The sequence below is a fragment of the Pseudonocardia sp. C8 genome, from assembly GCF_014267175.1.
Classification (GTDB): Bacteria; Actinomycetota; Actinomycetes; order Mycobacteriales; family Pseudonocardiaceae; genus Pseudonocardia.
Genome location: NZ_JACMTR010000002.1, coordinates 2,914,907 through 2,938,137 on the forward strand (window position 1 = coordinate 2,914,907; position 23,231 = coordinate 2,938,137).

22 protein-coding genes and 2 pseudogenes are annotated in these 23,231 nt (G+C 73.6%); 13 read left to right on the top strand and 11 right to left on the bottom strand.

Going from position 1 to position 23,231, the window contains the following annotated elements; all coding sequences use genetic code 11:
• Positions 1 to 110 precede the first annotated feature (110 nt).
• Positions 111 to 1,505: a rhodanese-like domain-containing protein gene (locus tag H7X46_RS14115; RefSeq protein ID WP_255426133.1), complete on the top strand. Its 1,395-nt coding sequence runs from the start codon at positions 111 to 113 to the stop codon at positions 1,503 to 1,505.
• A 28-nt stretch (positions 1,506 to 1,533) separates the two neighbouring features.
• Here H7X46_RS14115 and H7X46_RS14120 read toward each other — a convergent pair whose 3' ends face one another.
• A complete protein-coding gene (locus tag H7X46_RS14120; RefSeq protein ID WP_186359838.1) occupies positions 1,534 to 2,790 on the bottom strand; it encodes an MFS transporter in 1,257 nt (418 codons plus the stop codon).
• A gap of 236 nt (positions 2,791 to 3,026) precedes the next feature.
• On the opposite strand from H7X46_RS14120, the gene H7X46_RS30665 reads away from it, so the two are divergent.
• Entirely contained in the window at positions 3,027 to 3,779 is a 753-nt protein-coding gene (locus H7X46_RS30665) for an IclR family transcriptional regulator (protein WP_186359839.1), read from the top strand.
• Between the two features lie 46 nt (positions 3,780 to 3,825).
• On the opposite strand, the gene H7X46_RS14130 is transcribed toward H7X46_RS30665, so the two are convergent.
• Entirely contained in the window at positions 3,826 to 4,059 is a 234-nt protein-coding gene (locus H7X46_RS14130; RefSeq protein WP_186362662.1) for a hypothetical protein, read from the bottom strand.
• A gap of 602 nt (positions 4,060 to 4,661) precedes the next feature.
• Between H7X46_RS14130 and H7X46_RS14135 the strand changes: the two genes are divergently transcribed.
• Positions 4,662 to 4,964 carry a PASTA domain-containing protein gene (locus tag H7X46_RS14135; protein ID WP_186359840.1) on the top strand — a complete coding sequence of 101 codons (303 nt, stop codon included), beginning with the start codon at positions 4,662 to 4,664 and terminating at the stop codon, positions 4,962 to 4,964.
• 130 nt (positions 4,965 to 5,094) lie between these two features.
• A complete protein-coding gene (locus tag H7X46_RS30670; RefSeq protein ID WP_186359841.1) occupies positions 5,095 to 5,460 on the top strand; it encodes a DUF2784 domain-containing protein in 366 nt (121 codons plus the stop codon).
• A gap of 53 nt (positions 5,461 to 5,513) precedes the next feature.
• Here the strand turns inward: H7X46_RS30670 and H7X46_RS29655 are convergent, their stop codons facing one another.
• Both H7X46_RS29655 and H7X46_RS30675 read right to left on the bottom strand, forming a co-directional pair.
• The gene (locus H7X46_RS29655) at positions 5,514 to 5,675 is read right to left on the bottom strand and encodes a hypothetical protein (protein ID WP_255426135.1); all 162 of its coding nucleotides are present in this window, start codon (positions 5,673 to 5,675) and stop codon (positions 5,514 to 5,516) included.
• Between the two features lie 252 nt (positions 5,676 to 5,927).
• Positions 5,928 to 6,251, bottom strand: a pseudogene (locus tag H7X46_RS30675) (hypothetical protein); the annotation flags it as partial.
• Positions 6,252 to 6,873: 622 nt separating this feature from the next.
• Here H7X46_RS30675 and phoU point away from each other — a divergent pair.
• From phoU to H7X46_RS14160, 3 genes are all read left to right on the top strand, one after another.
• Positions 6,874 to 7,515, top strand: a complete 642-nt coding sequence (phoU, locus tag H7X46_RS14150; protein ID WP_186359843.1) for a phosphate signaling complex protein PhoU — start codon at positions 6,874 to 6,876, stop codon at positions 7,513 to 7,515.
• Positions 7,516 to 7,584: 69 nt separating this feature from the next.
• Positions 7,585 to 8,124: a MarR family winged helix-turn-helix transcriptional regulator gene (locus tag H7X46_RS14155; RefSeq protein WP_370588766.1), complete on the top strand. Its 540-nt coding sequence runs from the start codon at positions 7,585 to 7,587 to the stop codon at positions 8,122 to 8,124.
• Positions 8,121 to 9,377 (top strand): MFS transporter, encoded by a 1,257-nt coding sequence (locus tag H7X46_RS14160; protein ID WP_186359844.1) that lies wholly within the window; start codon positions 8,121 to 8,123, stop codon positions 9,375 to 9,377. Before H7X46_RS14155 ends, H7X46_RS14160 begins: the two co-directional genes overlap by 4 nt.
• A 113-nt stretch (positions 9,378 to 9,490) precedes the next feature.
• On the opposite strand, the gene H7X46_RS14165 is transcribed toward H7X46_RS14160, so the two are convergent.
• The gene (locus H7X46_RS14165) at positions 9,491 to 12,340 is read right to left on the bottom strand and encodes a BTAD domain-containing putative transcriptional regulator (protein WP_222131310.1); all 2,850 of its coding nucleotides are present in this window, start codon (positions 12,338 to 12,340) and stop codon (positions 9,491 to 9,493) included.
• 64 nt (positions 12,341 to 12,404) lie between these two features.
• Between H7X46_RS14165 and H7X46_RS14170 the strand changes: the two genes are divergently transcribed.
• Positions 12,405 to 13,817, top strand: coding sequence for an FAD-binding oxidoreductase (locus tag H7X46_RS14170; RefSeq protein WP_186359846.1), 1,413 nt, complete (start codon positions 12,405 to 12,407; stop codon positions 13,815 to 13,817).
• 11 nt (positions 13,818 to 13,828) lie between these two features.
• Entirely contained in the window at positions 13,829 to 15,235 is a 1,407-nt protein-coding gene (locus H7X46_RS14175) for an NAD(P)/FAD-dependent oxidoreductase (protein ID WP_186359847.1), read from the top strand.
• 210 nt (positions 15,236 to 15,445) lie between these two features.
• Here the strand turns inward: H7X46_RS14175 and H7X46_RS14180 are convergent, their stop codons facing one another.
• A complete protein-coding gene (locus H7X46_RS14180) occupies positions 15,446 to 16,420 on the bottom strand; it encodes a transposase (RefSeq protein WP_186359848.1) in 975 nt (324 codons plus the stop codon).
• Between the two features lie 59 nt (positions 16,421 to 16,479).
• Here H7X46_RS14180 and H7X46_RS14185 point away from each other — a divergent pair, with 59 nt between their 5' ends.
• Complete coding sequence (locus tag H7X46_RS14185) at positions 16,480 to 17,349, top strand: class I SAM-dependent methyltransferase (protein ID WP_370588767.1); 870 nt, start codon at positions 16,480 to 16,482, stop codon at positions 17,347 to 17,349.
• On the opposite strand, the pseudogene H7X46_RS30680 reads toward H7X46_RS14185, so the two are convergent.
• Positions 17,301 to 17,417: pseudogene (locus H7X46_RS30680) on the bottom strand (hypothetical protein); the annotation flags it as partial. The gene H7X46_RS14185 and the pseudogene H7X46_RS30680 sit on opposite strands and share 49 nt — an antisense overlap.
• Between H7X46_RS30680 and H7X46_RS14190 the strand changes: the two are divergent.
• The gene (locus H7X46_RS14190) at positions 17,416 to 18,297 is read left to right on the top strand and encodes an alpha/beta fold hydrolase (RefSeq protein ID WP_186359849.1); all 882 of its coding nucleotides are present in this window, start codon (positions 17,416 to 17,418) and stop codon (positions 18,295 to 18,297) included. The pseudogene H7X46_RS30680 and the gene H7X46_RS14190 overlap by 2 nt on opposite strands.
• Here H7X46_RS14190 and H7X46_RS14195 read toward each other — a convergent pair.
• Positions 18,276 to 19,148, bottom strand: a complete 873-nt coding sequence (locus H7X46_RS14195; RefSeq protein ID WP_370589072.1) for a dihydrofolate reductase family protein — start codon at positions 19,146 to 19,148, stop codon at positions 18,276 to 18,278. The genes H7X46_RS14190 and H7X46_RS14195 overlap by 22 nt on opposite strands.
• On the opposite strand from H7X46_RS14195, the gene H7X46_RS14200 reads away from it, so the two are divergent.
• Positions 19,134 to 19,340 (top strand): hypothetical protein, encoded by a 207-nt coding sequence (locus H7X46_RS14200; protein ID WP_186359851.1) that lies wholly within the window; start codon positions 19,134 to 19,136, stop codon positions 19,338 to 19,340. The two genes, H7X46_RS14195 and H7X46_RS14200, sit on opposite strands and share 15 nt — an antisense overlap.
• A gap of 10 nt (positions 19,341 to 19,350) precedes the next feature.
• On the opposite strand, the gene H7X46_RS14205 is transcribed toward H7X46_RS14200, so the two are convergent.
• Positions 19,351 to 20,454 carry a winged helix DNA-binding domain-containing protein gene (locus H7X46_RS14205; protein WP_186359852.1) on the bottom strand — a complete coding sequence of 368 codons (1,104 nt, stop codon included), beginning with the start codon at positions 20,452 to 20,454 and terminating at the stop codon, positions 19,351 to 19,353.
• A gap of 181 nt (positions 20,455 to 20,635) precedes the next feature.
• Here H7X46_RS14205 and H7X46_RS14210 point away from each other — a divergent pair, with 181 nt between their 5' ends.
• Positions 20,636 to 21,166 carry an isoprenylcysteine carboxylmethyltransferase family protein gene (locus tag H7X46_RS14210; RefSeq protein WP_186359853.1) on the top strand — a complete coding sequence of 177 codons (531 nt, stop codon included), beginning with the start codon at positions 20,636 to 20,638 and terminating at the stop codon, positions 21,164 to 21,166.
• Between the two features lie 32 nt (positions 21,167 to 21,198).
• On the opposite strand, the gene H7X46_RS14215 is transcribed toward H7X46_RS14210, so the two are convergent.
• Positions 21,199 to 22,497 carry a DUF222 domain-containing protein gene (locus H7X46_RS14215; RefSeq protein ID WP_186359854.1) on the bottom strand — a complete coding sequence of 433 codons (1,299 nt, stop codon included), beginning with the start codon at positions 22,495 to 22,497 and terminating at the stop codon, positions 21,199 to 21,201.
• A gap of 84 nt (positions 22,498 to 22,581) precedes the next feature.
• Positions 22,582 to 22,866: a putative quinol monooxygenase gene (locus H7X46_RS14220; RefSeq protein ID WP_186359855.1), complete on the bottom strand. Its 285-nt coding sequence runs from the start codon at positions 22,864 to 22,866 to the stop codon at positions 22,582 to 22,584.
• Positions 22,867 to 23,231 lie beyond the last annotated feature (365 nt).

Below are 23,231 nucleotides of genomic sequence, written 5' to 3' on the forward strand. Positions count from 1 at the left end.
CGCGGGAGCGACCCCCGGGCCGGCGCATCGCCGACGCTCCTCCTGCGTGCTATCCTCCAAAATAGCATGGAATAGCCGAGGATCGCGCCGGTGTGGTTCCGGAGGTCGAGATGAACGCGTCCACTGCCGTGGCACCGATGACGATCGTCGACGAGGGCCTGGGCAACAGCTGCTACCTGGTGGACCTCGGTGACGGGTCGGCGCTCGTGGTCGACCCCCCGCGGGATCTGCGCACGGTGCTGGCCACCGCCCGCGAGCACGGGCTGCGGATCCGCTTCGCCGCCGACACCCATCTCCACGCCGACTTCCTCTCCGGCGCCGTCCAGCTCGCACACGAGTTCGACACGACCGTGCTGGCCTCCGCCGCTGGCGGGCGGGCCTTCCCGCACCGGGGACTGGGTGACGGTGACCAGGTCGACCTCGGCGGGTTGCAGCTGACCGCGCTGACCACGCCAGGGCACACCGACGAGCACCTGAGCTTCCTGCTCGGCGACGGTGAACGGCCGGCCGGAGTGTTCACCGGCGGGTCGTTGATCGTCGGCTCGGCCGCGCGGACCGACCTGCTCGGCCCGGACCGCACCGATGCGCTGACCCGCGCTCAGTTCCGCTCGCTGCACCGGCTGAGGCAGCTGCCCGCCCGGACCGCGGTGTGGCCCACCCACGGTGCGGGGTCGTTCTGCTCGGCGCCACCCGGGACGGCGCGGACGTCGACGATCGGTCAGGAACTGGCGACCAACCCGCTGCTGCAGCTCGACGACGAGGACACCTTCGTACGGACCCTGCTCGCCTCGCTGGGGAGCTACCCGGCGTACTTCCGCCGGCTCACCGAGATCAACCGTCGGGGCCCGCAGATTCTCGATCTCCGGGCGCCGGCCCGGCTCGCCCCGCTGTCGCCCTCGCTGGTGCACACGATGCGTGGCGACGGCGCCGTGGTGGTCGACGTCCGCCCGGTGCGCGACTACGCGGCCGGGCACGTCCGGGGCGCGGTCTCGATCCCGCTGCGCGCGCAGTTCGCGACCTGGCTGGGGTGGCTCGTCGACGCTCCGGTGGTCATCGTCCGCGGGGACGACCAGGACCCTGCCGAGATCATCTGGGCGGCGGCGAACATCGGGTTCGACACCCTCGGCGGACTGGTCGGAGAACTCGCCGGAGGGGTCGAGAGCTGGGCCGCCGCCGGCTACGAGCTGGCCACCACCGGCATGCTGGCCGCGGCCGAGGTCGAGCCGGACCGTCAGCACGTGCTCGACGTCCGCCAGGACGCCGAGGTGGCCGCGGGACACCTGCCACGCACCCACCACGTCGAGCTGGGCTCGCTCGCCACCGAGACGGTGCCACCCCGTGGCGACCCGGCACCGAGGACCGTGACCATGTGTGGGCACGGCGAGCGCGCGGCAACGGCAGCCAGCCTGCTCGAGCGCCAGGGCCACCACGATCTCGCGATCGTCGAGGGCGGACCCGACGACTGGGCGCACGCCCGCAACGCCCGACTCGACACCACGTCCTGACCACTTCCGACCGGATCGGGCCCCGCGCTCAGCCGGCCGACGGTGTGCGGGCACCGCGCGGGTGGGTCTCGTACATGCGCACGGCGACCACGATGGCGGAGACCAGCGAGATCGCCGCTGCCGCCCACACCGCGGCGGTCAGGTCGAAGGCGTCGGCGACCACGCCCCCGACCACGGCGCCCGCGGCGTAACCCAGGTCCCGCCAGACCCGGTAGACCCCGACCGCCCGGCCGCGCCAGGACGGGTGCGCCACGTCGCCGATCACCGCCAGCAGCGTCGGATACACCAGCGCCGTGCCCAGTCCGAGCACGACGGCGCCCAGCGCCCAGCCGGCGAACCCGCCGGACACCGCGATCACCACCAGCGCACCGGCCTGGACCGCCATCCCGACCGTGATCATGTGTTTGCGGCCGACGCGATCCGACAGGCCACCGGTGACCAGCTGCCCGATCCCCCAGACCCCGGGATACAGGGCGATGAGCAGCCCGATCCGTCCGATGTCGAGGTCGGCGGTGGCGAACAGCAGCGGGAACAGCCCCCACGACAGCCCGAAGTTCAGGTTGTTGACCAGCCCGGCCTGGCTGGCCGCGGCCAACGCGGGCTCCCGCCAGCTGACGTCCGCGGTGATCCTTCCGTTGCTGCGCGGGTCCTCGGGGCCGTGCCCGGCCGCATCCAGGCGGGCGTGTTCCCGGGTCTCGCGCACCAGCAGCGAGCTGAGCGCGAGGGCGATGACCGCGTACCCGAGCCCCAGCAGGAACGGCGCCGGCCGCAGCCCGTACTGCTCGGCCAGCGAGCCGGCGAGCAGCGAGCTGACCGCGACCGCCCCGTATCCGGCCGCCTCGTTGAGCCCCATGGCCAGGCCACGTTGGCGTGCACCCACGAGGTCGATCTTCATGACGACGGTGGTGGACCAGGTCAGGCCCTGGTTGAACCCGAGCAGGACGTTCGCCAGGATCACCCAGCCCCAGCTAGGGGCCCAGATCAGCAACAGCGGGACCGGGACGGCCACCAGCCAGCCGAGGAGCAACACCGGCTTGCGCCCGAAGCGGTCCGACCAGGTCCCCGCGACGTAGTTCGCGGTCGCCTTGGTGAGCCCGAACGCGGCGACGTAGGTGAAGATGAACGTGTAGCCGGTCAGCCCGAACGCCTCGGACGCCAGCAACGGCAGCACCGCCTGCTGCTGGCCGACCATGCCGCCGACCAGGGCGTTGACCACCACGAGCAGGGTGAACTGGCCGGCGTTCTCCCGCAGGCCGAGCCGGGGCGGCCGCTGCCCGCTCCTCATGGCCTCGGCTCCTGCGCCGGGTGCGGACCGGCGGGGTCACCCCACCCACCAGGAACACCGCAGCTGACGTGCCGCACACCGCACACCGAAGTATTCCAAGAGTCCATGGATTAAGAGCATATGGCAGCCGTTCGACGCCGGCAACACCACCGGACCCAGGTCGGTCTCGTGTCGCCCACGACTGCCGCGGTCGCAGGGCCGGGTAGGGTCGTGCCAGCGGCCGAAGGGAGGCCTGAGTGTCGGGGGTCCGGTCCGTCGATCGCGCGATCACCGTCCTGGAGCTGCTCGCCGAACGCGGCGAGGCCGCGGCCGGTGAACTGGCCGCTGCGCTGGGCGTGCACAGTTCGACCGCGTTCCGGCTGCTCGGCGCCCTGGCCGAACACGAGCTTGTCGAGCAGGTCGGCGACCACGGCACCTACCGGCTGGGGTTCGCGCTGATCCCGCTGGCCGACCGGGTCGCCGAGCGGCTCGAGGTCAGCAGCCGGGCCCGCCCGGTGTGCCAGGAGCTGGCCGCCCGGCTCGGTGAGACGGTCACCATCGCGATCCCGGACCGCGGCTATGCGGTCAACGTCGAGCAGGCCCGCGGTTCCTCGGTGGTCACCGCCTACAACTGGCTGGGCCGGAGCACCCCGCTGCACAACACCTCGAGCGGGAAGGTGTTGCTGACCGCGGGCGGCGCCGCCGACCCGGACGCGCTGGCCGCCGAGCTACCCCCGGACACCCGGCTCTCCCCGGGGGCGCTGCGGGCGCTGGCCACCGAGCTGACCGAGATCGCCGCCCACGGCTACGCCTGGGCGCTGGAGGAGTACGAGCCCGGGCTGCACGCCGTCGCCGCCCCGGTGCGTGACCACGACGGCACGATCATCGCCGCCCTGTCGGTCTCCGGGCCGTCCTACCGCCTCCCCGCCGAACGGCTCGAGGAGATCACCCCGGACGTCGTCGCGGCCGGCCACGAGATCAGCCGCCGGTTCGCCCCCTGCAACGGGTGAAACCCCCACCGAGCACCGGCTCCGCGAGGATCCCGGGGTAGGTGCGTCAAACCCGGTCGACGACGGGTGTCCGTTCGCTCTGTCGCGCGCAGTGCGCGCAGCAGTAGAACCGACCGTGACTCTGCACACCGTGCCCGACGATGCGGCAGCCACAGTGCTCACACACCGGTGCCATCTTCTGGATGGCACATTCGAAGCTGTCGAACACGTGGACGTCGCCCTGTGCGTGCACCTCGAAAGCCATGTCGTAGTCGTTGCCGCAGACCTCGCATACCGCCATCGCGTTCTCCTCGAATCGCATCGACGCTCGGGCGTACCCGTTCCTCGCGACACGGATGCACCCCAGGCCACCCCGGCGGCCCGGCCCCGCAGGGTCCGCGATCGGTTGCCCCGCTTCCCGGACCGGCACGACGTGCCTCCGCGGCGGTCGTGCCGTTCCCGCGAGCGGACCTCGCGTGGGACGGAGTGCCACGAGCGGCCCGCTCGTCGCGAAGCCAGGCCCTCGGCGCGTCGCGACCTGACGAGCCGCGCCGGACGAATCGGCTCGCGATCCCGGGGGTACTCCGTCACCACCGGTGACGACATCACCCGCGAAGAAGGTGCAGCCACGATGCCCACGCTCACCACCGGACGAATCCTCGGCGCCGTCCGGGTCACGGAGCCGCCCCTGCCGCCCGACCCGCCCGAGCCGACACCGGATCCACCCCCGCCCCCGATCCCGGATCCGGAACCGGTCCCTCCCCCGGACCCGGCCCCGCCCACCCCGGAACCACCGTTGCCGCCGACCTGAGGGCCCCGGGCCATCGGCATGCGCTTGCGGGGCGGGCGCGTGCGGCGGACCGTGGGTGCCATCTCCGTCCTCGGGAGGGAGGCTGCAGCGTGATGGGCGAGTCCAGACGAGCCGTGGTCCCGACGCTGGTCGGACTCAGCACGGCGGCCGCGCACGACGCGGCCCTCGACGCGGGACTGCTCGCGGTACTCCAGCAACCCGCCCCCGCCGACCCGAGCTCGGTGCCGGTCACCGCCCAGCGCCCGGCACCGGGACGACGGCTCCACCGCGGCGCCCAGGTCCGGATCTGGGCGGTGCCCGATGATCCCGGCGATGACTCGGGCGGTGGTGGCGGCCACCGGGTCCCGGTCAATCCCGGTCCGAAGACCCCGGCCGGGACCAAACCCGGGCCATGATCGCCGGGAGCCCGGTCGCGCGCGCCATCACCGGCAGCTTCACGACGGCTGGCGAGGATCGCGACAGCGCGGCGGACTCGGTCGTCTCGGTGCCCGGCCACGGCACGGACCCTTCCCCGCGGCAGAGACTGTGAGTCACGAGGTGCTCGCCGAGACCGCGATGGTGGTGCACTTCGCCTTCCTCGCCTACGTGGCGTTCGGCGGGTTCCTGGCCTGGCGCTGGCCGCGCACGTACTGGCTGCATCTCCTGGTCAGCCTGTACGCGCTCGGGATCGTCGTGATCGGCTGGGAGTGCCCGCTCACCCGGGTCGAACGCCGGGCACGCGCGCTCGCCGGACACCCGAGCATCTCGGAGGCCGGGTTCGTCGATCACTACCTGACCGGCACCCTCTACCCGGCCGAGCACGAGCCCACGGTGCAGCTCGTCCTGGTCGCCCTCGTCCTCGTCTCCTGGGCCGGAGTCGCCGTCTCGGCCCGCTCCTCCTCCCCCACGTAGCCCGTGATGGACAGCTCGGGTCGGTCCGCCCATCCCGGCCGCCGAGGTCGTCCTCACATCGGCCGGGGCACGAACGCTCCGGGGCGGTAGTGGTGGGGCCGCGAACGTTCACTGTCCCGCGGATGCCGCGGAACAGCGGAGCCGAGCGCGCCCAGGTGGGCACGGAGCTGGTCACGGTGGCGCAGGTCGTACTCGGCGCCCGGTCGGTCGGTCATCGCCTGCACGATCGACACGAGGTCGTCGGTCGTCCGGGAGCTGGACCTCCGTAGCGATCGGCGTGGGGCCAGGCACGCACCGAGGACGTTCGCCAGGCGATGCACATCGGACGACCCGGGTCCGGCACGGCGGGACTGCCGGACGTGCGAATCGTGGTCGCACAGCAGGCTGGCGTATCCGCTCAGCCGCGGGATGCCGTCGGCACCGAGGAGGATGTGTCGCATTCCGAGGTCGGGATGCCGGATGCCACGACGGTGACCGTGCCCGAGGGCCGCGGCGAGTGCAGCCCCGAGTTCGACCGCCTCGTCGACGAGCAGCGGGCCGGCGCACCGGAGCCGGTGATCGAGTCGCTCGCCGCCCAGCGGGGTCACGACGAACCAGCCTTCTCTGGACGAATGGCGGTCGAGCCGGCCACCGTCGAGGACGCTCAGCACACCGCGATGGTCGAGAGTCGTCGACAGCCGTAGTTCCCGCTGCCACCGGCGGTGTCCGGCACCGTGGGGGTCTCCGGGTACGAGCTTGACCGCGACGGCTCGCTCGAGCAGGCGGTCGTAGCCGCGCCGCACCACGACCATCGTGCCTCGGCCGAGCACACCGGTCAGCCGATACCGGTTCGCAGGTCCCACGAAGGTCGACGACGGTCGTGGCTCGGCCAGCCAGCCGATGACGCTGTCGAGGTGGCGCACGACGACCTCCTGGTGGTCTCTACCCGGCGAACCGTCAGCGGCTCGTGTCGCGACGCGCCTGGCTGCTACCCGATCGACCGGTGCCTACTCATGGCGCGGAGGGAGCCGCCGCGGTGGCTCGGGTGCCGGCAACACAGCGTGAAATCGCCGGGTGCTGGAGCGACTCCCCGGATGCCAGGTGATCCGCATCAGGACGGCCGAGCGGCTCGCGTGCGGGGTGCGTCAGCCCGGAAGCCACCCCATGCCCAGGAGGACCAGGACGACCAACGCCGCCAGGCCCACTTCGATCCCCCAGCTCAGACACTCGATCACGGTCGACGGCGCCGGTGGCCGCTCCTGCATCCCCACGATGAGGCCCTCGCCCCGGCCCCTCCCTGAGTTACCACCGCGCTCGCTCGAGCAGGGCACGCTCACGCCGCCCGGCAGCAGGGAACGGTCGGGGCCGCCACTGCGCCGGCCGGCGGGTCGGACCGCCACGCCGATCCGGCGTGACGGGGTCACACTGGGCGTCGTGCGACAGCTCTTCCACGGCGACCTCGAACAGCTGGGCCGCGGGCTGGCCAGCATGTGCGGGCAGGCCGCGGACGCCCTCGACGATGCCTCCGGCGCCCTGCTCGACACCGATTTGGCCCGCGCCGAGCGGGTCATCGGCAACGACAGCACGCTCGACACCAGCCGCGCCCGGTGGGCCGAGCACGCCGAACGGCTCCTCGCCCTGCAGGCCCCGGTCGCCCGTGACCTGCGGCGGGTCGTCACCGGCATCCAGATCGCCGACAAGATCGAACGCATGGGCGACCTTGCCCGCCACGTCGCCGAGGTCGCCCGCCGCCGCCACCCCGAACGCGCCGTCCCCGACCCCCTGGTGGAGCCGTTCCGCGAGATGTGCCGCCTGGCCGTCGGACTGGCCCGCAACGTCCAGCAGACCATCACCAGCCCGGAGCAGGCCCGCCCCGAGCAGCGCGAACGCGACGACGACCGGATCGACCAGCTCCACCACACCCTGCTCGCCGGCCTCGACGACCTCACCGGACCGCACCCGGTCCGCACCGCGATCGACGTCGCACTGCTGGCCCGGTTCGTCGAACGCTTCGCCGACCAGGCCGTGGCCATCAGCCGCCGCCTGGACTACATCCACACCGGCGCTCCCCACTGAGCCGAGACCGAACCGAGCGGCAGCGAACCGAGTTCGCCGAAACACTGACAGCGCTGTTATATTAGCGCTGTGGAAAGTTCGGACCCGACGCGGGTCGAGGGCCGGTTGCAGCCTCTGCGACGGCTGCTCGCGGCCATGGAAGCCGAGATCGAGCAGATCTACGAGGCCCGCGGCCTGCGCGGCGTCCGGCCTCGCTACGCCTACCCGCTGATCAGGCTGGCGCACACCGGGCCGCTGACGATCCGCGAGCTCGCGGAGTCGCTCGGGCAGACCCACTCGGCGGTCAGCCAGACGCTGGCCGGGATGCGTCGCGAGGGCCTGATCTCCTCGGAGCCCGGTGCGGATGCCCGGACACGTCGGATCACGGTGACCGAGCACGGGCGCTCGCTGGTGCCGTTCCTGGAGACCGAGTGGCGTGCCACCGAAGCCGCGGTCGCCGAGCTCGACGACGAGGTGATGCCGACTGCACTGAGCGTCGCCGTGACCGCGACGGAAGCCGCTCTGCAGCGGCGCAGCCTCACGCAGCGGATCTCCGAACGCATGGGCGACGCTCGACCACCCGACGCACCACCTCCACCGGCGCAGCGCGAACCGCCCGGACGAGCGTGACGCGTCGAACGGGCGTCCTCGACGCACGCCCGCTGCACGCCGGCCCGTTCCGCGACCTCTGGGTCGGCACGACGCTCGGGCAGTTCGGCCAGCAGTTCGCCACCGTCGCCGTCCTGCAACAGACCTGGGAGCTGACCGGCAGCCCCGTCTGGACCGGGGCGATCGGGATCGCCACCGCGGTCCCAATGATCGTGTTCGGGCTGCTGGGCGGATCACTGGCCGACATGGCCGACCGCCGCACCATCGTCCGCGCAACGACGACACTCCAGTTCCTCGCCGCGCTGGCGCTGATCGTCCAGGCCGCAGTGGGGAACGTGTCGGTCGTCCTGCTGCTCGGCCTCGTCGCACTGCAGACCGTGGCCGCGGCCCTCGGCGCACCGGCCCGGCGCACACTCCCGGTCCGCCTGCTCCCCGCCGACCAGGTCGCCGCCGGCCTGGCCCTGTCGAACGTCTCGTTCCAGGCCGCGATGCTGGTCGGGCCCGCGGTCGCCGGTGTGGTTCTCGCCGCGTGGCAGTTCCCCGCGGCCTACGCCTTCCACGCCCTCGCGATCGCCGCGTCCCTGGTCGCGGTGGTGCGGCTACCGCCGATCCCGCCGGACCGCACCCTGCACGACGCGTCCATGGCCCCGACGCGGTGGCGCCCGTCCGCGGGCGGCTGGGCGTTCATCCTGCGGCGACCCACGCTCTGGGGCTCCTTCGCCGTCGACCTCGCCTCCTGCGGGCTGGCGATGCCCGTCGCGCTGTTCCCCCTGATCAACGAACTCCGGTTCGGCGGGGATCCCCGCACGCTCGGGTTCTTCCTGTCGTCCATCGCGGTCGGCGGGATCACCGCCGGGCTGTTCTCCGGCTGGATCACACGGCTGCGCCGCAGCGGCGCCGTCCAGCTCACCGCCGCCGGCATCTGGGGACTCGCCCTCGCCGGGTTCGGCCTGGCCGGTCCGGTCTGGGCTGCTCTCGGCTGCCTGGCCATCGCCGGTGCCGCCGACTCGATCTCGGTCTTCACACGCGGCGCGCTCATCCAGCTCGAAACCCCGGACGGGTATCGCGGGCGCGTCTCCTCCGTCGAGCAGGTCATCGGCGCCGCCGGTCCGGAGATCGGGAACTTTCGCGGCGGGCTGGTCGCATCACTGACCTCTGCGCCGCTGTCCCTGGTCACCGGAGGGCTCGCCGCGACCGCGGCCACGCTGGTGATCTCCGCGATCAACGAGCCGCTACGCCGCTACACGATCCCCACCCGAGGGGCGTGCCGGTGACCCGGCGGACGACGTCGCCGACGTTTCTCGGCCCCGGCTGTGAGGGTCGCGGCGCTCCGTGAGCGGCTGGACGGGGTCCCGCCATCTACTGCCGATTCACAACCGACGCCGCATCATCGCGCAGCTCGGCGTGTGATCGCGGCCCGGTGGTCGGCGATCGCCTGCCGTGCGACGGCGAGCACCTGCGCGCGGCCGGTGACCGCGGCGATCGCCCTGACGTCCGAGACAGAATCGGCCGGCAGGTCCCCGACGGCCGGATCCTGGTCGTCGCCGACCGGCGGCGCGTCGGGGGCGTGGTCGGCGGCGGTGTCGAGCAGCAGCGCCGTCCCGGCGTCGCCCAGCGTGCGCAGCAGCCGGGCGAGGTTGCGCAGGGTGGTCCACTGCTGCACCCAGCCGCCGGTGCGCTCCCAGTAGTCGACGAGGTCCCGGTAGCCGTCCAGCGCGTCGGCGACACGTCCGGTCGCCGCGCGGACGGTGAGCAGACCGACCGAGGCGATCCCGTCGACGAACGTGGCACCGCTGACGCGGGCGAGGTTGATCGCCTGCTCGTAGTGGGCCTCGGCGCGGTCCGTGTCCCCGGCCGACGCGTCGATCTCGCCGGCCACGTAGTGGTGGAACCCGCGCAGGGTCGGTGAGGCGGCGACACCGGCCAGCCGGCCGTTCAGCTCCCTCGCCGCATCGAGGTCGCCCCGGTAGGCCGCTGCGAGGGCGGCGACTCCGAGGCTCTGGTCGGGTCGGGGCGCGAGCCTGCCGGCCTCGGTGCCGTGGGCCACCGCATCCTCGAGCTCACCCCTGCTGAGCGCGGCGAGGGCCAGCGCGGCCTCGCACCGCCACCGGCCGTCGCCGGACGACCGCAGCCCCGCTCGCGCGAGTCGCTCGGCGCGCTCGAGCTCGCCACGGGCCCAGGCTGCCCCGGCGGCGATGCCCCGGATCGAGGTGGCGTCCGGGTGGGTATCGAGGGCGGGATCGTCCGTCAGCTCCAGGCCCCACGACCAGATCTCGGTGAGGTCGCGCCAGCCTGCAGCGGCATCGAGCCCGATGACCAGGCGCACGGCCTCGTCGAGCCGACACCGTCCGCGGAGCAGCTCCCAGGCGGCGCGCAGGTTGGCCGTCTCGCGGCGGAGCACGGCGTCGACGCCCGGCTCGTCCTCGGTATCGATCGTGCGATCGGCCCACGCCGCGAGGTCGAGCGCCCACCGGAGGAACTCCTCGGTCGAGGCCTCTTCCTCGTCATGGGCGGCGAGGCGATCGCGGGCGAACGCCCGCATGGTGTCGAGCAGGCGGTAGCGCGTCGGCGAACCGGGGACCGCCTCGACCATCGACGCGTCGACGAGGTGTGCGAGGGTCCGGACGGTGTCCCCGGGAACGCCGACCCGGGTGGCAATGGACTCGGCGGTCGCCAGGTCGAGCCCGTCGGGGAACGCGCCGAGATGGCGGAACAGCCGCCGCTCCGGCCCGTCCAGCAGGTCGTAGGACCACTCGATCGTCCGTCGCAGCGTCGTGTCATGGGCGTCGCCGAGCAGGTCGAGGGCCCGGTCGAGGTGGCTGTGGATCTCGGAGAGGCCGAGTGACGTCAGGCGCCCGGCGGCGAGCTCGATGGCAAGGGGGATGCCGTCGAGCCTGCGCACGATCTCGGCGACGAGGCCGAGCTCCGCCGGCCCGGGCACGAAACCCGGTCGAACCCGCCGCGCCCGGTCGAGGAAGACCGCGACGGCCGGTGAGCGGGACAGGTCGTCGGCCCGGTGCCCGCCGACGAGCCCCAGCGGGGCGATCCGCAGCCGCTGCTCGACGGTCAGCCCGAGCGGCTCCCGGCTCGTCGCCAGCACGGTGAGCCGCGGGCAGCGGTCGATCAGGGCGGCGACGACGTCCCGCACGGCGGGAAGCAGGTGCTCGCAGTTGTCGATCACGAGGAGGTGCGGGCCCGCCGCGAGCAGCGCGGCGCAGGCGGAGAGCACGTCGCCCTGGGTGATCCGCAGGTCGAGCGCGTCGGCGAGCGCATGCGGGACCGCCGCGGTGGTGGTGACCGGAGCCAGCAGCAGCACGGTGACCGGTTCGGTGGTGGCGGTGATCGCCGTCGCCAAGCGGGTCTTGCCGACTCCGCCCGGCCCGAGCACGGTGACCAGGCGTTCCCGGGCGAGCAACCGCCGGAGGGCGGCGAGCTCCGAGTCGCGGCCGCGCAGCGGACCGGCCGGGCGGGGCAGCCCCCGGTCCGGCCGCACGTCGCCGGCGATCTCCCGCTCGAGCCGCGCGAGCGCGGGCGTGGGGTCGAGCCCGCTCTCGGCGATGATCCGCCGGCGGTGCTCGTAGGCGACGCGCAGCGCGTCGGGCGCCCGCCCGGTCGCGTGCAGCGCGCGCATCAGGATCAGCACGGCCCGCTCGGACAGCGGGTCGGTGGCGACCAGCGCGGCCGCGACGTCCACGGCGTCGGCCGGCGCGCCCGCGTCGAGAGCCGCGGCGGCATAGGTCTCGTCGACGCTCCGCCGCAACCGGTCCAGCGCCGGTACCAGCGCGGCGAGCGGGGCGACGTCGGGGAACTCGGCGAGCGGCCGGCCGCGCCAGAGCGACCGCGCCTCGGCCGCCAGCCGCCGGGCCACGTCGGGCGGTGACCCACTCGAGCTGGCGAGCAGCGAGCGGGCGCGGGCGACGTCGGTCCCGTCGCCGTCGCCGGGATCCAGCAGGTAGGCGCCGGGGCGACCGGCGAGGCGGCCCGCGGCCGGCCCGAGGTGCCGGCGCAGCCGGGAGACGTGGCTGTGCAGCGCGGCGCGGGCCGAGTCCAGGTCGTCCGGCCACAGCGCGTCCAGCAGGCGGGCGGTGGTGACCGCCCGGCCCTCCTCCATGGCCAGGAGCGCGAGCAGCGCCCGGCGCTTCGGACCGGGCACGTCGACCACGTCGGCACCGACCGTGAGCCGCAGCGGGCCGAGCACGTCGACCCGCACCTGCGGCGCCCCGGCGAGCCCGGTCACGCCGGCCCCCCGGCCGACGCGCCGTGCAAGAGGCGTGCAAGGTGCGGCCGCGACAGTAACCCGCATGACACGGACAGAGTCTCCCGCACGAATGAGCTCCGGTGCCGAGCGTGCGCTGGTCGACGCGCTGCGCGGCGGCCTGCGCGGGGCGGTCGTCGGCCGCACTGATCCCGGCTACGACGAGGCCCGCCGGGTGTGGAACGGCCTGGTCGACCGCGCGCCCGCGGCCGTCGCCCGCTGCGCGGACGTGGCCGACGTGGTCGACGCGGTCCGGGTGGCCCGGGAGCAGCGCCCGGTGCTCAGCATCCGCGCCGGCGGGCACCAGGTGGCGGGCAGCGGGGTCTGCGACGGCGGCCTGGTGATCGACCTGTCGTCCATGCGCGGGGTGCAGGTCGACCCGATGGCGCGCACGGCACGGGTACAGGCCGGTGCGACCTGGGGTGAGGTCGACCGGGCCACCCAGCTTCACGGGCTGGCCACCCCGGGCGGCGAGGTGTCCGTCACCGGCGTGGCGGGCCTGACCCTCGGCGGCGGCCTCGGGGCGATGATGCGCACGCACGGCCTGAGCTGCGACAACCTGCGGTCGGTCGAGATCGTCACCGCGGACGGGATGGTCCGCACCGCCAGCCGCGACCAGCATCGCGACCTGTTCTGGGCCGCCCGCGGCGGCGGGCGCGGGCTCGGCGTCGTCACCTCGCTGGAGTTCGACCTCCACCCGCTCGGACCCGAGGTCGCCGGCGCGCTGGTGCTGTACCCGTACGAGGACGCCGCTGCCGTGCTGCGGGCCTGGCGCGAGGTGGCCCGGCAGGCCCCGGACACGCTCACCCCCGAGATCGGGCTCTGGAGCATCCCGCCGCTGCCCGACGTGCCCGGTGATCTGCACGGCGCGCCCGTCGTGATCGTCGCGGGCGTCTACATCGGAGCTCCTGCCGACGCCGGCCCGGTGCTCGAACCGCTGCGGCGGCTCGGCGTTCCACTGGCCGACATGACCGCGACCTCGTCCTACGTCGAGTCCCAGCGCGCCCTCGACGACCTGTTCCCCGCCGGCGGGCGCTACTACTGGAAGTCGCACTTCGTCGACGAGCTGACCGACGAGCTCATCGACGCCCTGCTCGCCTGTGACGTGCACCGGCCGAGCCCGGAATCGGTCGTCTACATCCGCACGCTCGGCGGGGCCATCGCCCGCGTGGGCGAGGACGAGACCGCCTACCCGCACCGCGCGGCCGGCTTCAACATCAGCGTGGACGCGTCCTGGCACGACCCGGCGCTCGACCACTCCGCCATCGCCTGGGCGCGGTCCACCTGGGACGCGCTCGTCCCGTTCGCCACCGGCGGCGTCTACCTCAACTTCGCCGGTCTCGGCGAGGAGGACGCGCTGCGGGCCACCGCGCTGGGCGCCCACGGGGCCCGGCTGGCCGAGATCCGCCGCACCTACGACCCGAATGGTCTGTTCGAGGCCGCTGCCCACCGAGCGTGAGGAACACCGCGATGACCGGAACGACCGACCGACGTCCTGCGCGAATCGGTGGCCGCGCCGTGGTCGTCGGCGCGAGCATGGCCGGGCTGTGCGCGGCCCGGGTCCTGTCCGAGCGGTTCGACCACGTGCTGCTCATCGACCGCGACGCGCTCCCCGACGGTCCGGTCCCGCGTGGCCGCGTGCCCCAGGGCCGGCACCCGCACCTGCTGCTGGTCGCGGGCGCCCGCCTGCTCGAGCGCTGGTTCCCCGGCATCGTCGACGAGCTCGAGGCGGACGGCGCCGTGGACCTCGACCTGTGCGGCGACTTCTACTGGCACCAGGGCGGCGGTGTGGCGCGACGGCCCTCCTCCCCGCTGCGCGGGCCGGCGATGTCGCGCCCGTTCCTCGAACACACCGTCCGCACGCGCGTCGAGGCCCTCCCCCGGGTCACCGTCCGCGACCGCACCACCGTCGCGGGCCTGCACACCGACACCGGCGGGGCCCGGATCACCGGCGTCCAGCTCGACGACGGCACGACCGCAGGCTGCAATCTGGTGATCGACGCCACCGGCCGGCAGGCCAGGAGCCTGGCGTGGCTGGCGCCACTGGGATTCACCGCACCGCCGACCTCGGTGGTCGCGGTCGACACCCGCTACGTGTCCCAGGTGTACCGGCGCGGCGACGATCCGCACCGGGGCTGGAAGGCCGCGGCCGTGATCGACGAACCGGCCGCCAGGCGGCTGGCCATGGCGCTGCCGGTGGAAGGCGACCGGTGGATCGTGCTCCTCGGCGGCCTCAACGGCGAGTCACCGCCCACCGGCGAGACCGAGCGGCTGGCCTACGCGCGATCGATGCCCTCCCCGGTGATCGCCGAGATCATGGAAACGGCCGAACCGGTCGGCGCGCGGGCGACCCACCGGTTCCGTGCGAACCAGCGACGACACGTCGAGCGCATGCGCCGCGTCCCCATCGGCTGGGCGCCCCTCGGCGACGCCGTCTGCAGCTTCGATCCCATCTACGGCCAGGGCATGACCTCGGCGGTGTTGCAGGCCGACGCTCTCGGCGCATGCCTCGACCGCTCCGGCGCGGTGGACCGCGCCTTCACCCGCCGGTACCTGCGGTCGGTCGGCCGGGTCGTGGCCGGCCCGTGGTCGGTCGCCGTCGGCGGAGACTTCGTCTACGAGGGCACGACGGGGCCCAAGCCACCCGGGACGGACCTCCTCAACCGCTACATGGACCGGGTGACCATCGCCGCCCAGCACGACGACGCCGTTGCCCTCCGGCTGAACGAGGTGATCGCGATGGTGCGTGCCCCGGAGGCCCTGCTCGCACCGGGCTTCGTCCTGCGAGTCCTCTCCGTCGCGCGGCGCGGACCGGCGGGCACCACCGGCGCCCCGACGCCGGGCCGGTCCGCCGCGACACCACGGCGGGCGACTTGATGCGCAGACCGGACGGCGAGCGCGCCACCATCGCGGTCCGGCGGGCGGAACGAGGCGCACCCAGCGAGTCCACACGGGAATCAGGCGAGCGCGGCGGCCAGCAGGGCGAAGGCGGCGATGATGACGGCGACGCGGAGGTAGTGGTAGCGGTCCCAGGAGCTGCTGGTGGACCGGCTCGCCGTGATCCGATCGGCGTGACGCCGGGCGCGGTCACTCGACTCCGACGGTGTCGGCCAGCAGCGGAGCGAGAACCCGGTCCCAGGTGCCGTCGCGGCGGTAGCGGCGATACCGCTTCCACAACGTCTGCCAGGGCCCGAACCCGGCCGGCACGTCGCGCCACGGCAACCCGTTCCGGAACCGGTAGAGGATCCCCTCGACCACACGCCGGTCGTCACGGAACTGCCGTCCGCGACGCCCCGCGGACGACGGGAGCAGTGGCGCAAGGCGTGCCCACTGGGCGTCGGTCAGCACGGCGGGGAGGGCCGCCGAACTCGGCTCCGCACCGTCCTGCGACCGATTTGGGAGACACGATGAGACGGTGTCACGCTCGAGGAGGGTGACGACGTCCTGGGCCAGTCGCACCCCTTCCTCGGCGGCCGCCACGTCGAACGGGGCCCGGGTGACGTCGTCGGGCCAGGCCTCCACGACGTCGGTCGCCCACCGGACCCAGCGGGCGACCATCAGGTAGTACTCGGTCAGGAAGCGCCCGGGGAGCTGGTTCAGTGCCGCACGCTCGGGGAAGGCGCCACGTCCTTCGAGGTAGGCCCGGGCGGTGGCGAGGTTCTCCTCGTTCTGGGCGAGCACCCAGGACCGCATCGCCTCCAGGTTGGCGACGATGTCGGCCTTGGTGCCGTGGTCGCCGAGGTGGACCTTGACGAGCTGCTCGCATTCGAGCACCGGCCCCTCGCCGGGTTCCGAGAGCCAGGCGGCGAGCGCCCGGCGCCCCTCGGCGGTGATCGTGTAGCGGGTGCGGGGACGGCGGCCGACGGAGTCGTCGGCCGCCCGGGCGTAGCCGTGGGCGACCAGCTTCTTGGGTTCCTCGTAGAGCTTGCTGGTCGCCCGCGGCCAGATCCGGCGCAGGCTGTGATCGACCTGCCGGACCAGCTCATGCGTCCGCCACGGCTTCACGGCCAGCAGGCCCAGGATGGCGTAGGACGTCGTGGTCATCGAGGAGGGGCTTGACATGCTTCTCCCTCTGGGAGGACATTTTACTCCCAATGGGAGATTAGCAGAGGGGTCCGACCGTGACCACGACCGATGCCGTGCCCGTCCATCCGTCCAACCTCGACCAGCTGCGCGCCTGGGACGGCGACGAGGGCGGCTACTGGGCCGCCCACCCCGACCATTTCGAGCGCGCCCTCGCCGCCTACGACGACGCCCTCTTCGACGCCGCCGCCATCGGCTCCGGCGACCGGGTGCTCGACATCGGCTGCGGAACCGGCAGCACGTCCCGGCACGCCGCCCGCCTCGCCGCGACCGGCTCCGTGCTCGGTGTCGACCTGTCCTCGGCGATGGTCGACGTGGCTCGCCGGCGAGCCGCGGCCACCGGGCACGCCAACGTCGTCTTCGCCCAGGCCGACGCGCAGGTCCACCCCTTCGAGGCCGGGGCGTTCGACGTGGCCGTCGGCCGGACCAGCGCCATGTTCTTCGGTGACCGGGTCGCCGCACTCGCCAACATCGGGCGCGCCCTCCGGCCGGGTGGCCGGCTCGCGCTGCTGACGTGGCAGCCGGTCGAGCGGAATGAGTGGATCCGCGAGTTCGGCGGTGCCCTCGCCGCCGGCCGTACGCCGCCGGCACCCCCGCCCGATGCACCCGGCCCCTTCTCCCTCGCCGATCCCGGCGTCATCCGCGCCGTGCTCGACTCCGCCGGGTACACCGACGTCCGGATCGACGGTCACGAGGCGCCGATGTGGTTCGGCACCGATCCCGACGATGCCCATGAGCTCGTCCTCGGCCTGCTCGGCTGGATGCTCGACGGCCTCGACGACGCCGCTGCGTCCCGCGCCCGGGACGCCCTGCGTGCCACGATCACCGCCCACCGGACACCTGGCGGTGTCGTCTTCAGGTCGGCGGCCTGGATCATCCGCGCGACCCGGTCGTCCACGACTGCCTGATCCGCAGAGGCGATCGTGTCCGCACCGCCACGATGAGTACGGCCCGCTCGCGCAGTCTGCAGGGGCATGGAGACCCTTCTTCCGGTCGGCGACGTCGAGCTGTGCGTCGACACCACCGGCTCGCCGACCGACGTCCCACTGCTGCTGATCGGCACCACCGTCGCCACCTGGGACGACGCGTTCGTCGAACGGCTCACCGACCGGTACGTCGTCCGCTACGACCTGCGGGACACCGGCCGATCGACCACCGTCGACCCCGACTCGCCCGGCTACACGTTGCGTGACCTCGTCACCGACGCCGTCGGCGTACTCGACGGGCTCGGCATCGCCAGCGCGCACGTCGTGGGCATCGCGACCGGCGGTTTCATCGCGCAGCTCCTGGCGCTGGACCACCCGTCGCGGGTCGCGTCGCTCGTGCTGGTCGGCACCCGCCCGGTCGCGCCGGGCCCCGTCGACGAGGACCTGCCCGAGCACTCCCCGGCGATCATGGCCCACTTCGCCGGCGCTCCCCCGGTCGACTGGGCCGACCGCACGTCGATCCTCGACGGTGCGGTGGCCACGGCCCGCGCCCTCGCCGGCACGCCGGGGGTCGACGCCGCCGAGGCCCGCGCTCGCGCGGCCGCGGTTCTCGACCGCTCCGGCCCGCACCCGGCCTCGGCGCGCAACGGCCTGCTGAGCACGGTGTTCGCGAAGCTGGACTGCACGCCGCGCTGGCGCGAACGGCTGCCGGAGATCACCGCACCGACACTGGTGGTGCACGGCGCGGCCGACCCGTTCTTCCCGGTGGGGAACGCGGAGGCGCTGGCCGGGGAGATCCCCGGCGCGACCCTGCTCGTCCTCGACGGGGTCGGGACCGGGCTCCCCCGCCGGGCACACGCCGAGGTGGCTGCGGCGGTGCTCGCCCACACCGGGGCCGCTGCCCGGCGTCAGCCACCGCCGGTGGCGTAGGTCGCGATGATCGCGCCCGTGCCGGTGACCCGGCTGTCGACCAGCCGGAGCGGTTGCAGCGCACCGTCGTCGCCGAACAGGCGCTTGCCGCCACCCACCACCACCGGGTCGATCATCAGCCGGAGCTCGTCGACCAGACCCAGGTGGATCAGGGTCTGGAGAAGCCCCGGGCTGCCGATGAGGTGGAGGTCCCCTCCGTCGTCCGCCTTCAGCGCGGCCACCGCAGCACCGAGATCGCCTGCCAGCAGCCGCGCGTTCTGCCACCTGAGCGGCTCCTCGATGGTCGTCGAGGCCACGTACTTCGGCAGCGTGTTCATCGGCTCGGCGAGCACCTGCTGCTCCTCCGGCGCGTGCGGCCAGTGGGCGGCAAACCGCTGGTAGGTGCCGCGCCCGAGCAGGTAGCCGCCGGCGCCTCGCACGTTGTCGATCACCCACTGCATGGACACGTCATCGAGGTAGCGGGCGTTCCAGCCACCGTGCTCGAACCCGCCGGCGAGGTCCTCGTCGGCATAGCTGGGCGCTTGCACCACCCCGTCCAGCGTCACGAACTCGTTCGCAATCACCTTCCGCATTGCGGGCTCCCTCGGTCGTTCTCCGGCGCACCATGGCCGGGCTCTGACACCACCGGGACGGAGCCGGGAGCCCGTGCTCGACATGAACCAGGCCCCGGTGGTCGTCGCTATCACAGCCGGCTGACGACCGTCCGCCGCGGCGGAGCCCGTCACGGAGAGCCCGGCGACCGTGAATGGGCCGCGCAGGCCGCGGGAACCCTCGTGGAGCGCGTCGAGGTCGACCCCACCGAGCGCGCGGCAACCCCCACAGGAAGGTGACATGTCATGGCCGACGCCCATCCCGAGGACGCCGAGGAAGGCCCGGACCGCGGGGGCGAGACGCCCGACCGGCACGACGATCCGGCCCGCGACGCGCGGCGCCGCGACGGGGAGCTCGAGGAGGAACCCGAACACGGCTCCGACTCGGCGGCCTCGCAGACCTTGCGCCGGACGGCGGGCCCCGAGGGTAGCGACTCGGTCGACCGCATGTAGGCGGGCCGGTTCACGCCGACCGACGGCGGTCCAGGACGACGCGTCCGGGGAGGCCGTCGCCGAGGAACGTGGCCAGCTGAGTCGCCTCGTCGCGTACCTGTTCCTGCTCGTCCTCGGTGAGTGTGCGCAGGGGTGTGACGGTCACCGTCACGGGATCCGGCGTCGTCTCCCGGCCGCTCGTCCAGGTTGCGGCGACCCGGCCGTCGACCAGGACGAACCGCGCCCCGCGCACGCTCAGGCCCCGATGCGGCGCGTCGATGACGCGGCTGCGGTCGTCGTAGCCGAGCACCGCGTTGTCGAACGCGGGCAGGAACCGCACCGGGACCGGGATGTCCGGGTCGGGAAGCGGGCCGTCCTCCACGTCGAGGAGCTCGCGTCCGCGTTCGTCCCGGTAGGTGCACAGCTGCGGGCGCAGGCGGGCGATCACCGCCGGGAGTCCGGTCAGGCCGGACCATGCCCGGATGTCGGCACTCGCTGCGGGGCCGAACGCGCGCAGGTACCGCAGCACGAGTTCGGCGAGCGGATCGGTCGACGCGGGACCGGGCGTCCGGCCGAGCCAGCTCCCCGTCGTGAGGCACGTCGCCGGCGCGGTCCGTCCCCAGAGTCCGCGCGGCGGGACCTGCACCAGCGGGACGACCGTGCCCAACGCATCGGCCAGGTCGCGCCTCGCCACATCCGGCCAGCGCGACGCGAGGATGCGCGCGACGTCGGTGGTCCGCCGCGGCTCGCCGGTGAAGTGCGGAGCGGCGGCCTCGGCGAGCTCATCGAGATCCACACCGGGAAGCTGCCTGCGCAGGGTCCCGTACATGCGGGTGACGAGCATCCGGTGGTGCACCGGCCGCAGCTGCAGGCAGTCCTCGGCCGAGACCAGGTGCAACGTGCGGCGCATCAGCAGCGTGCGCACGGCGTGCCGCTCCTCGAGGAGCTGGACCAGATCGCGCGGGATGAAGCCGTCGACGCGCGACCACAGCCCCACGTACGGCTCCAGTGGCTCCTGGGCCTGCAGCCCGACGAGATGCTCGACGGCGCCGATCGCGGGCAGCGTGCTCCGGCGGTCCAGCAGCTGGCGAGCGAGCAGCGCCCGGTTGAGGGTGGTGCGGTCGAGGACCCTCACGCCGGCACGTCCGGCCCAGCAGGGCGGGCCGGCACCGGCCCGTGCCCGGCGAGATCTCCGATGCTGACCATGACGCTCCCCCCGGGCGGTCGCTGTGCGTGCCGGGGCCCGGGGTAGCCGGGTGGCACCGACCGCGGCCTCGATTGTGGCCCGGACCATTAATTCAGCGTATGTTGAGTTCATGCGGGCGGAATCGGCATCGGATCGCAGGCGGCGGCGCGCCGCACTCGGGTCGGCAGCGTTCCTCGTGGCCGGCCCCGGCACGGTGGCCGGTGTGGTGCCGTGGTTGCTGACCCGGTCGGCACCCCGGCGCCCCTTCCCCGGCGGCGCGGTGACGCGCGCCGCCGGGGCGCTGCTGATCGGCGCCGGGGGTGTCACGCTCACCACCGCGTTCGCCGAGTTCGTGCGTGACGGGCTCGGCACGCCGGTCCCGGCCGCCCCGCCGACCGAACTGGTGGTCGACGGCCTGTACCGGCACGTCCGGAACCCGATGTACGTCGCCCTGGCCGCGCTCGTGCTCGGTCAGGCCCTGCTCGGTGGGCGCCGCCGGCTGCTGGGTTACCTCGCGGTGATGGCGGTGCCGGTGTCGGTGTTCGTGATCTACCGCGAGGAGCCGGTGCTGCGGGAGCGGTTCGGTGAGCAGTACGAGCGCTACTGTGCCGCCGTCCCCCGGTGGCTGCCGCGGGTGCGTCCCTGGCACGGCACCGCGTGACGCTCCTGGAGCCGCCCCCGGCTCCGGCGGGGTCAGGGTCCGGCGCGGCTGGTGTAGGTGTGGCCGGTCGGGGTGGTGGTCCGCACGGTGTGGGGTTCGGTGCCGAGTCCGTCGTGGATGACCTCGGCGGTCCAGCCGGGTAGTTCTTTGATCTGGTTGCCGCGTACGCAGGTGCCGCGGCCGTTGGTGTAGCTGGTGGGTCCGCCTTGTGCGTCGGGGTGGATGTGGTCGATGTTGCGGCACGGTGCCCCGCAGTAGGGGTCCCGGCAGCGGTCGTCGTCCCGGATCCGGATCAACGCGGCGAGTACGCCGTCGAAGTAGCGGCGCCGGGGGTCGGCGCCGATCAGCGGTCCGCCGGCCGGTCGGGTGAACAGGCGTCGCCACCAGCGGCGGCCCTTGGTGCCGGCCAGGACCTCGCGGGCGAGACAGGCCGGGATCGGGCCGTGCCCGACGACCTGGGCGGTGGCCGGGGAGCGGGGGTCGGTCAGGGCGTCGACCGGGATGACGATGCCGACCTCGACGTTCACATCGCCGGCGGTGGTTTGGCCGGTGAGGCGTTCGACGAGGGTGTCGGCCATGACCTGGTCCCGGGTGCGGGGTTCGTCGCCGACCCCGACGGTGGTGTCGGCGTGCCGGCGCAGCGCGGCCAGCGCGGCGACGCCTTGTTCGACCGGCACCAGGGCGGAGAGCACGGCCATGGTGTCCGGGGCCGGCCGCAGGGTGACCCGGCGGTCCTTGCGGGCGGTGCGGCCCCGCTGCAGGTAGCCGGCCTTGTCGGCCTGGTAGGCGAGGTCGCGGACCTTCATCGCGGCCTGGCGCGGGTTCAGCCCGTCGACACCGGCGGCGACGATCTGGGTGTCCACCTGCCGGCGCAGCTTCGGGGTCAGGTGCCGGGTCTCCGAGACCACCTGGGTGGCGATGTCTTCGGAGATCTGCCCGGCCACCAGCAGCCCGCGCACGCCGGGCAGGTCGGCGCGCAGGATGCGGGCGGTGCCCAGCCGCCGCGACCCGGCGGTGGGTGAGATCCGGGCGGCCAGCGCGATCTGGTCGGCGATCCCGCGCTGCACCCTGGCCGGGTGCACGTCGCCGCGGGCGATCGTGTCCTCGACCTGGGCGCGGGCGAACCCGATCGCCTCGGTGTGCTGGGCGGCGGCGACCGCGCCACGGAGTTTCTCCAGCAGCGCGATCCGGTCGATCCGGGTCGCCGCGGTCACCCCGCCGGCGGGGTCGGTGTCGGTGTCGGTGTCGGCGAGCGTGGACAGCTGGTCGAGCATGGTGGACAGCGCGGCCGTGACCGGGTCCCCGCCGTTCTCACTCGACTTCGCTCGCATGTTCGAATTCTAGCGCGTGGCCACGCCATTCTCCCGGCCGTTCGGCGCGCCGAAGGACCGCTCACCGCAGCACGCCGCCTGCCACTACGGCTCCCCCACCGACGCCACTCCGTAGCGCCGCACATCGGCCCCGACGATCCGCGCCGCGGTGCCCGAATCCGGCCCCGAACCGCGAAACGCCAGCAGCGCCTCTTCCGACTCCCAACGCTCGAACACGTTCACCCGCCCGGGGTCGACCGTGTCCGCCGTCAGGCAGAAGTCCAGGCAACCGGGAGCCGCACGTGCCATCGAGACGACCGTGGTGCCCTCGGCCACGAAGGCGTCCCGGTCCCGCGGGTCGGTCAGCAGGTGGCCGGCGATGATCAGCATGCCAATGTGGACCGGGCTCGGCGCCGGGAATCATCGGTCACCCGGGCGAATCGCCGGGCGAGGTCGCAGGCTCCCGGGTGGGTTCGCGTGACAGCCACCCGGTGGGAGGACGTGCCTGTCGACCCGGGACCCGTAGCGATCACCGCACGCCCGGGATCGAACCCGGTTCGACCGACCGGTCGATGTGCCGCTCACCAAAGTCGATTGGAGCGGCTCACAATCGCGCTGCACCTGGTCGATCGACAACCGGAGTCCGCTTGACGACCCGTCCCGGACCGCAGTAGACCCGGACCGGACGGAACCGTCGACCGCAGCAGTTCGACGCTCGAATTCGATCAGGTACGGACGTGCGGCCGTCGCATTCG

Excerpts from the sequence above, each read along its gene's own strand:
- H7X46_RS14115 (WP_255426133.1), top strand. The coding sequence starts at position 111 with ATGAACGCGTCCACTGCCGTGGCACCGATGACGATCGTCGACGAGGGC.
- H7X46_RS14170 (WP_186359846.1), top strand. The coding sequence starts at position 12,405 with ATGACACGGACAGAGTCTCCCGCACGAATGAGCTCCGGTGCCGAGCGT.
- H7X46_RS14180 (WP_186359848.1), bottom strand. The coding sequence starts at position 16,420 with ATGTCAAGCCCCTCCTCGATGACCACGACGTCCTACGCCATCCTGGGC.
- H7X46_RS14215 (WP_186359854.1), bottom strand. The coding sequence starts at position 22,497 with ATGCGAGCGAAGTCGAGTGAGAACGGCGGGGACCCGGTCACGGCCGCG.
- H7X46_RS14120 (WP_186359838.1), bottom strand. The coding sequence starts at position 2,790 with ATGAGGAGCGGGCAGCGGCCGCCCCGGCTCGGCCTGCGGGAGAACGCC.
- H7X46_RS29655 (WP_255426135.1), bottom strand. The coding sequence starts at position 5,675 with ATGACCGACCGACCGGGCGCCGAGTACGACCTGCGCCACCGTGACCAG.
- H7X46_RS14210 (WP_186359853.1), top strand. The coding sequence starts at position 20,636 with ATGCGGGCGGAATCGGCATCGGATCGCAGGCGGCGGCGCGCCGCACTC.
- H7X46_RS14220 (WP_186359855.1), bottom strand. The coding sequence starts at position 22,866 with ATGCTGATCATCGCCGGCCACCTGCTGACCGACCCGCGGGACCGGGAC.
- H7X46_RS14175 (WP_186359847.1), top strand. The coding sequence starts at position 13,829 with ATGACCGGAACGACCGACCGACGTCCTGCGCGAATCGGTGGCCGCGCC.
- H7X46_RS14130 (WP_186362662.1), bottom strand. The coding sequence starts at position 4,059 with ATGGCGGTATGCGAGGTCTGCGGCAACGACTACGACATGGCTTTCGAG.
- H7X46_RS14190 (WP_186359849.1), top strand. The coding sequence starts at position 17,416 with ATGGAGACCCTTCTTCCGGTCGGCGACGTCGAGCTGTGCGTCGACACC.
- H7X46_RS14195 (WP_370589072.1), bottom strand. The coding sequence starts at position 19,148 with ATGGGCGTCGGCCATGACATGTCACCTTCCTGTGGGGGTTGCCGCGCG.
- H7X46_RS14135 (WP_186359840.1), top strand. The coding sequence starts at position 4,662 with ATGGGCGAGTCCAGACGAGCCGTGGTCCCGACGCTGGTCGGACTCAGC.
- H7X46_RS14200 (WP_186359851.1), top strand. The coding sequence starts at position 19,134 with ATGGCCGACGCCCATCCCGAGGACGCCGAGGAAGGCCCGGACCGCGGG.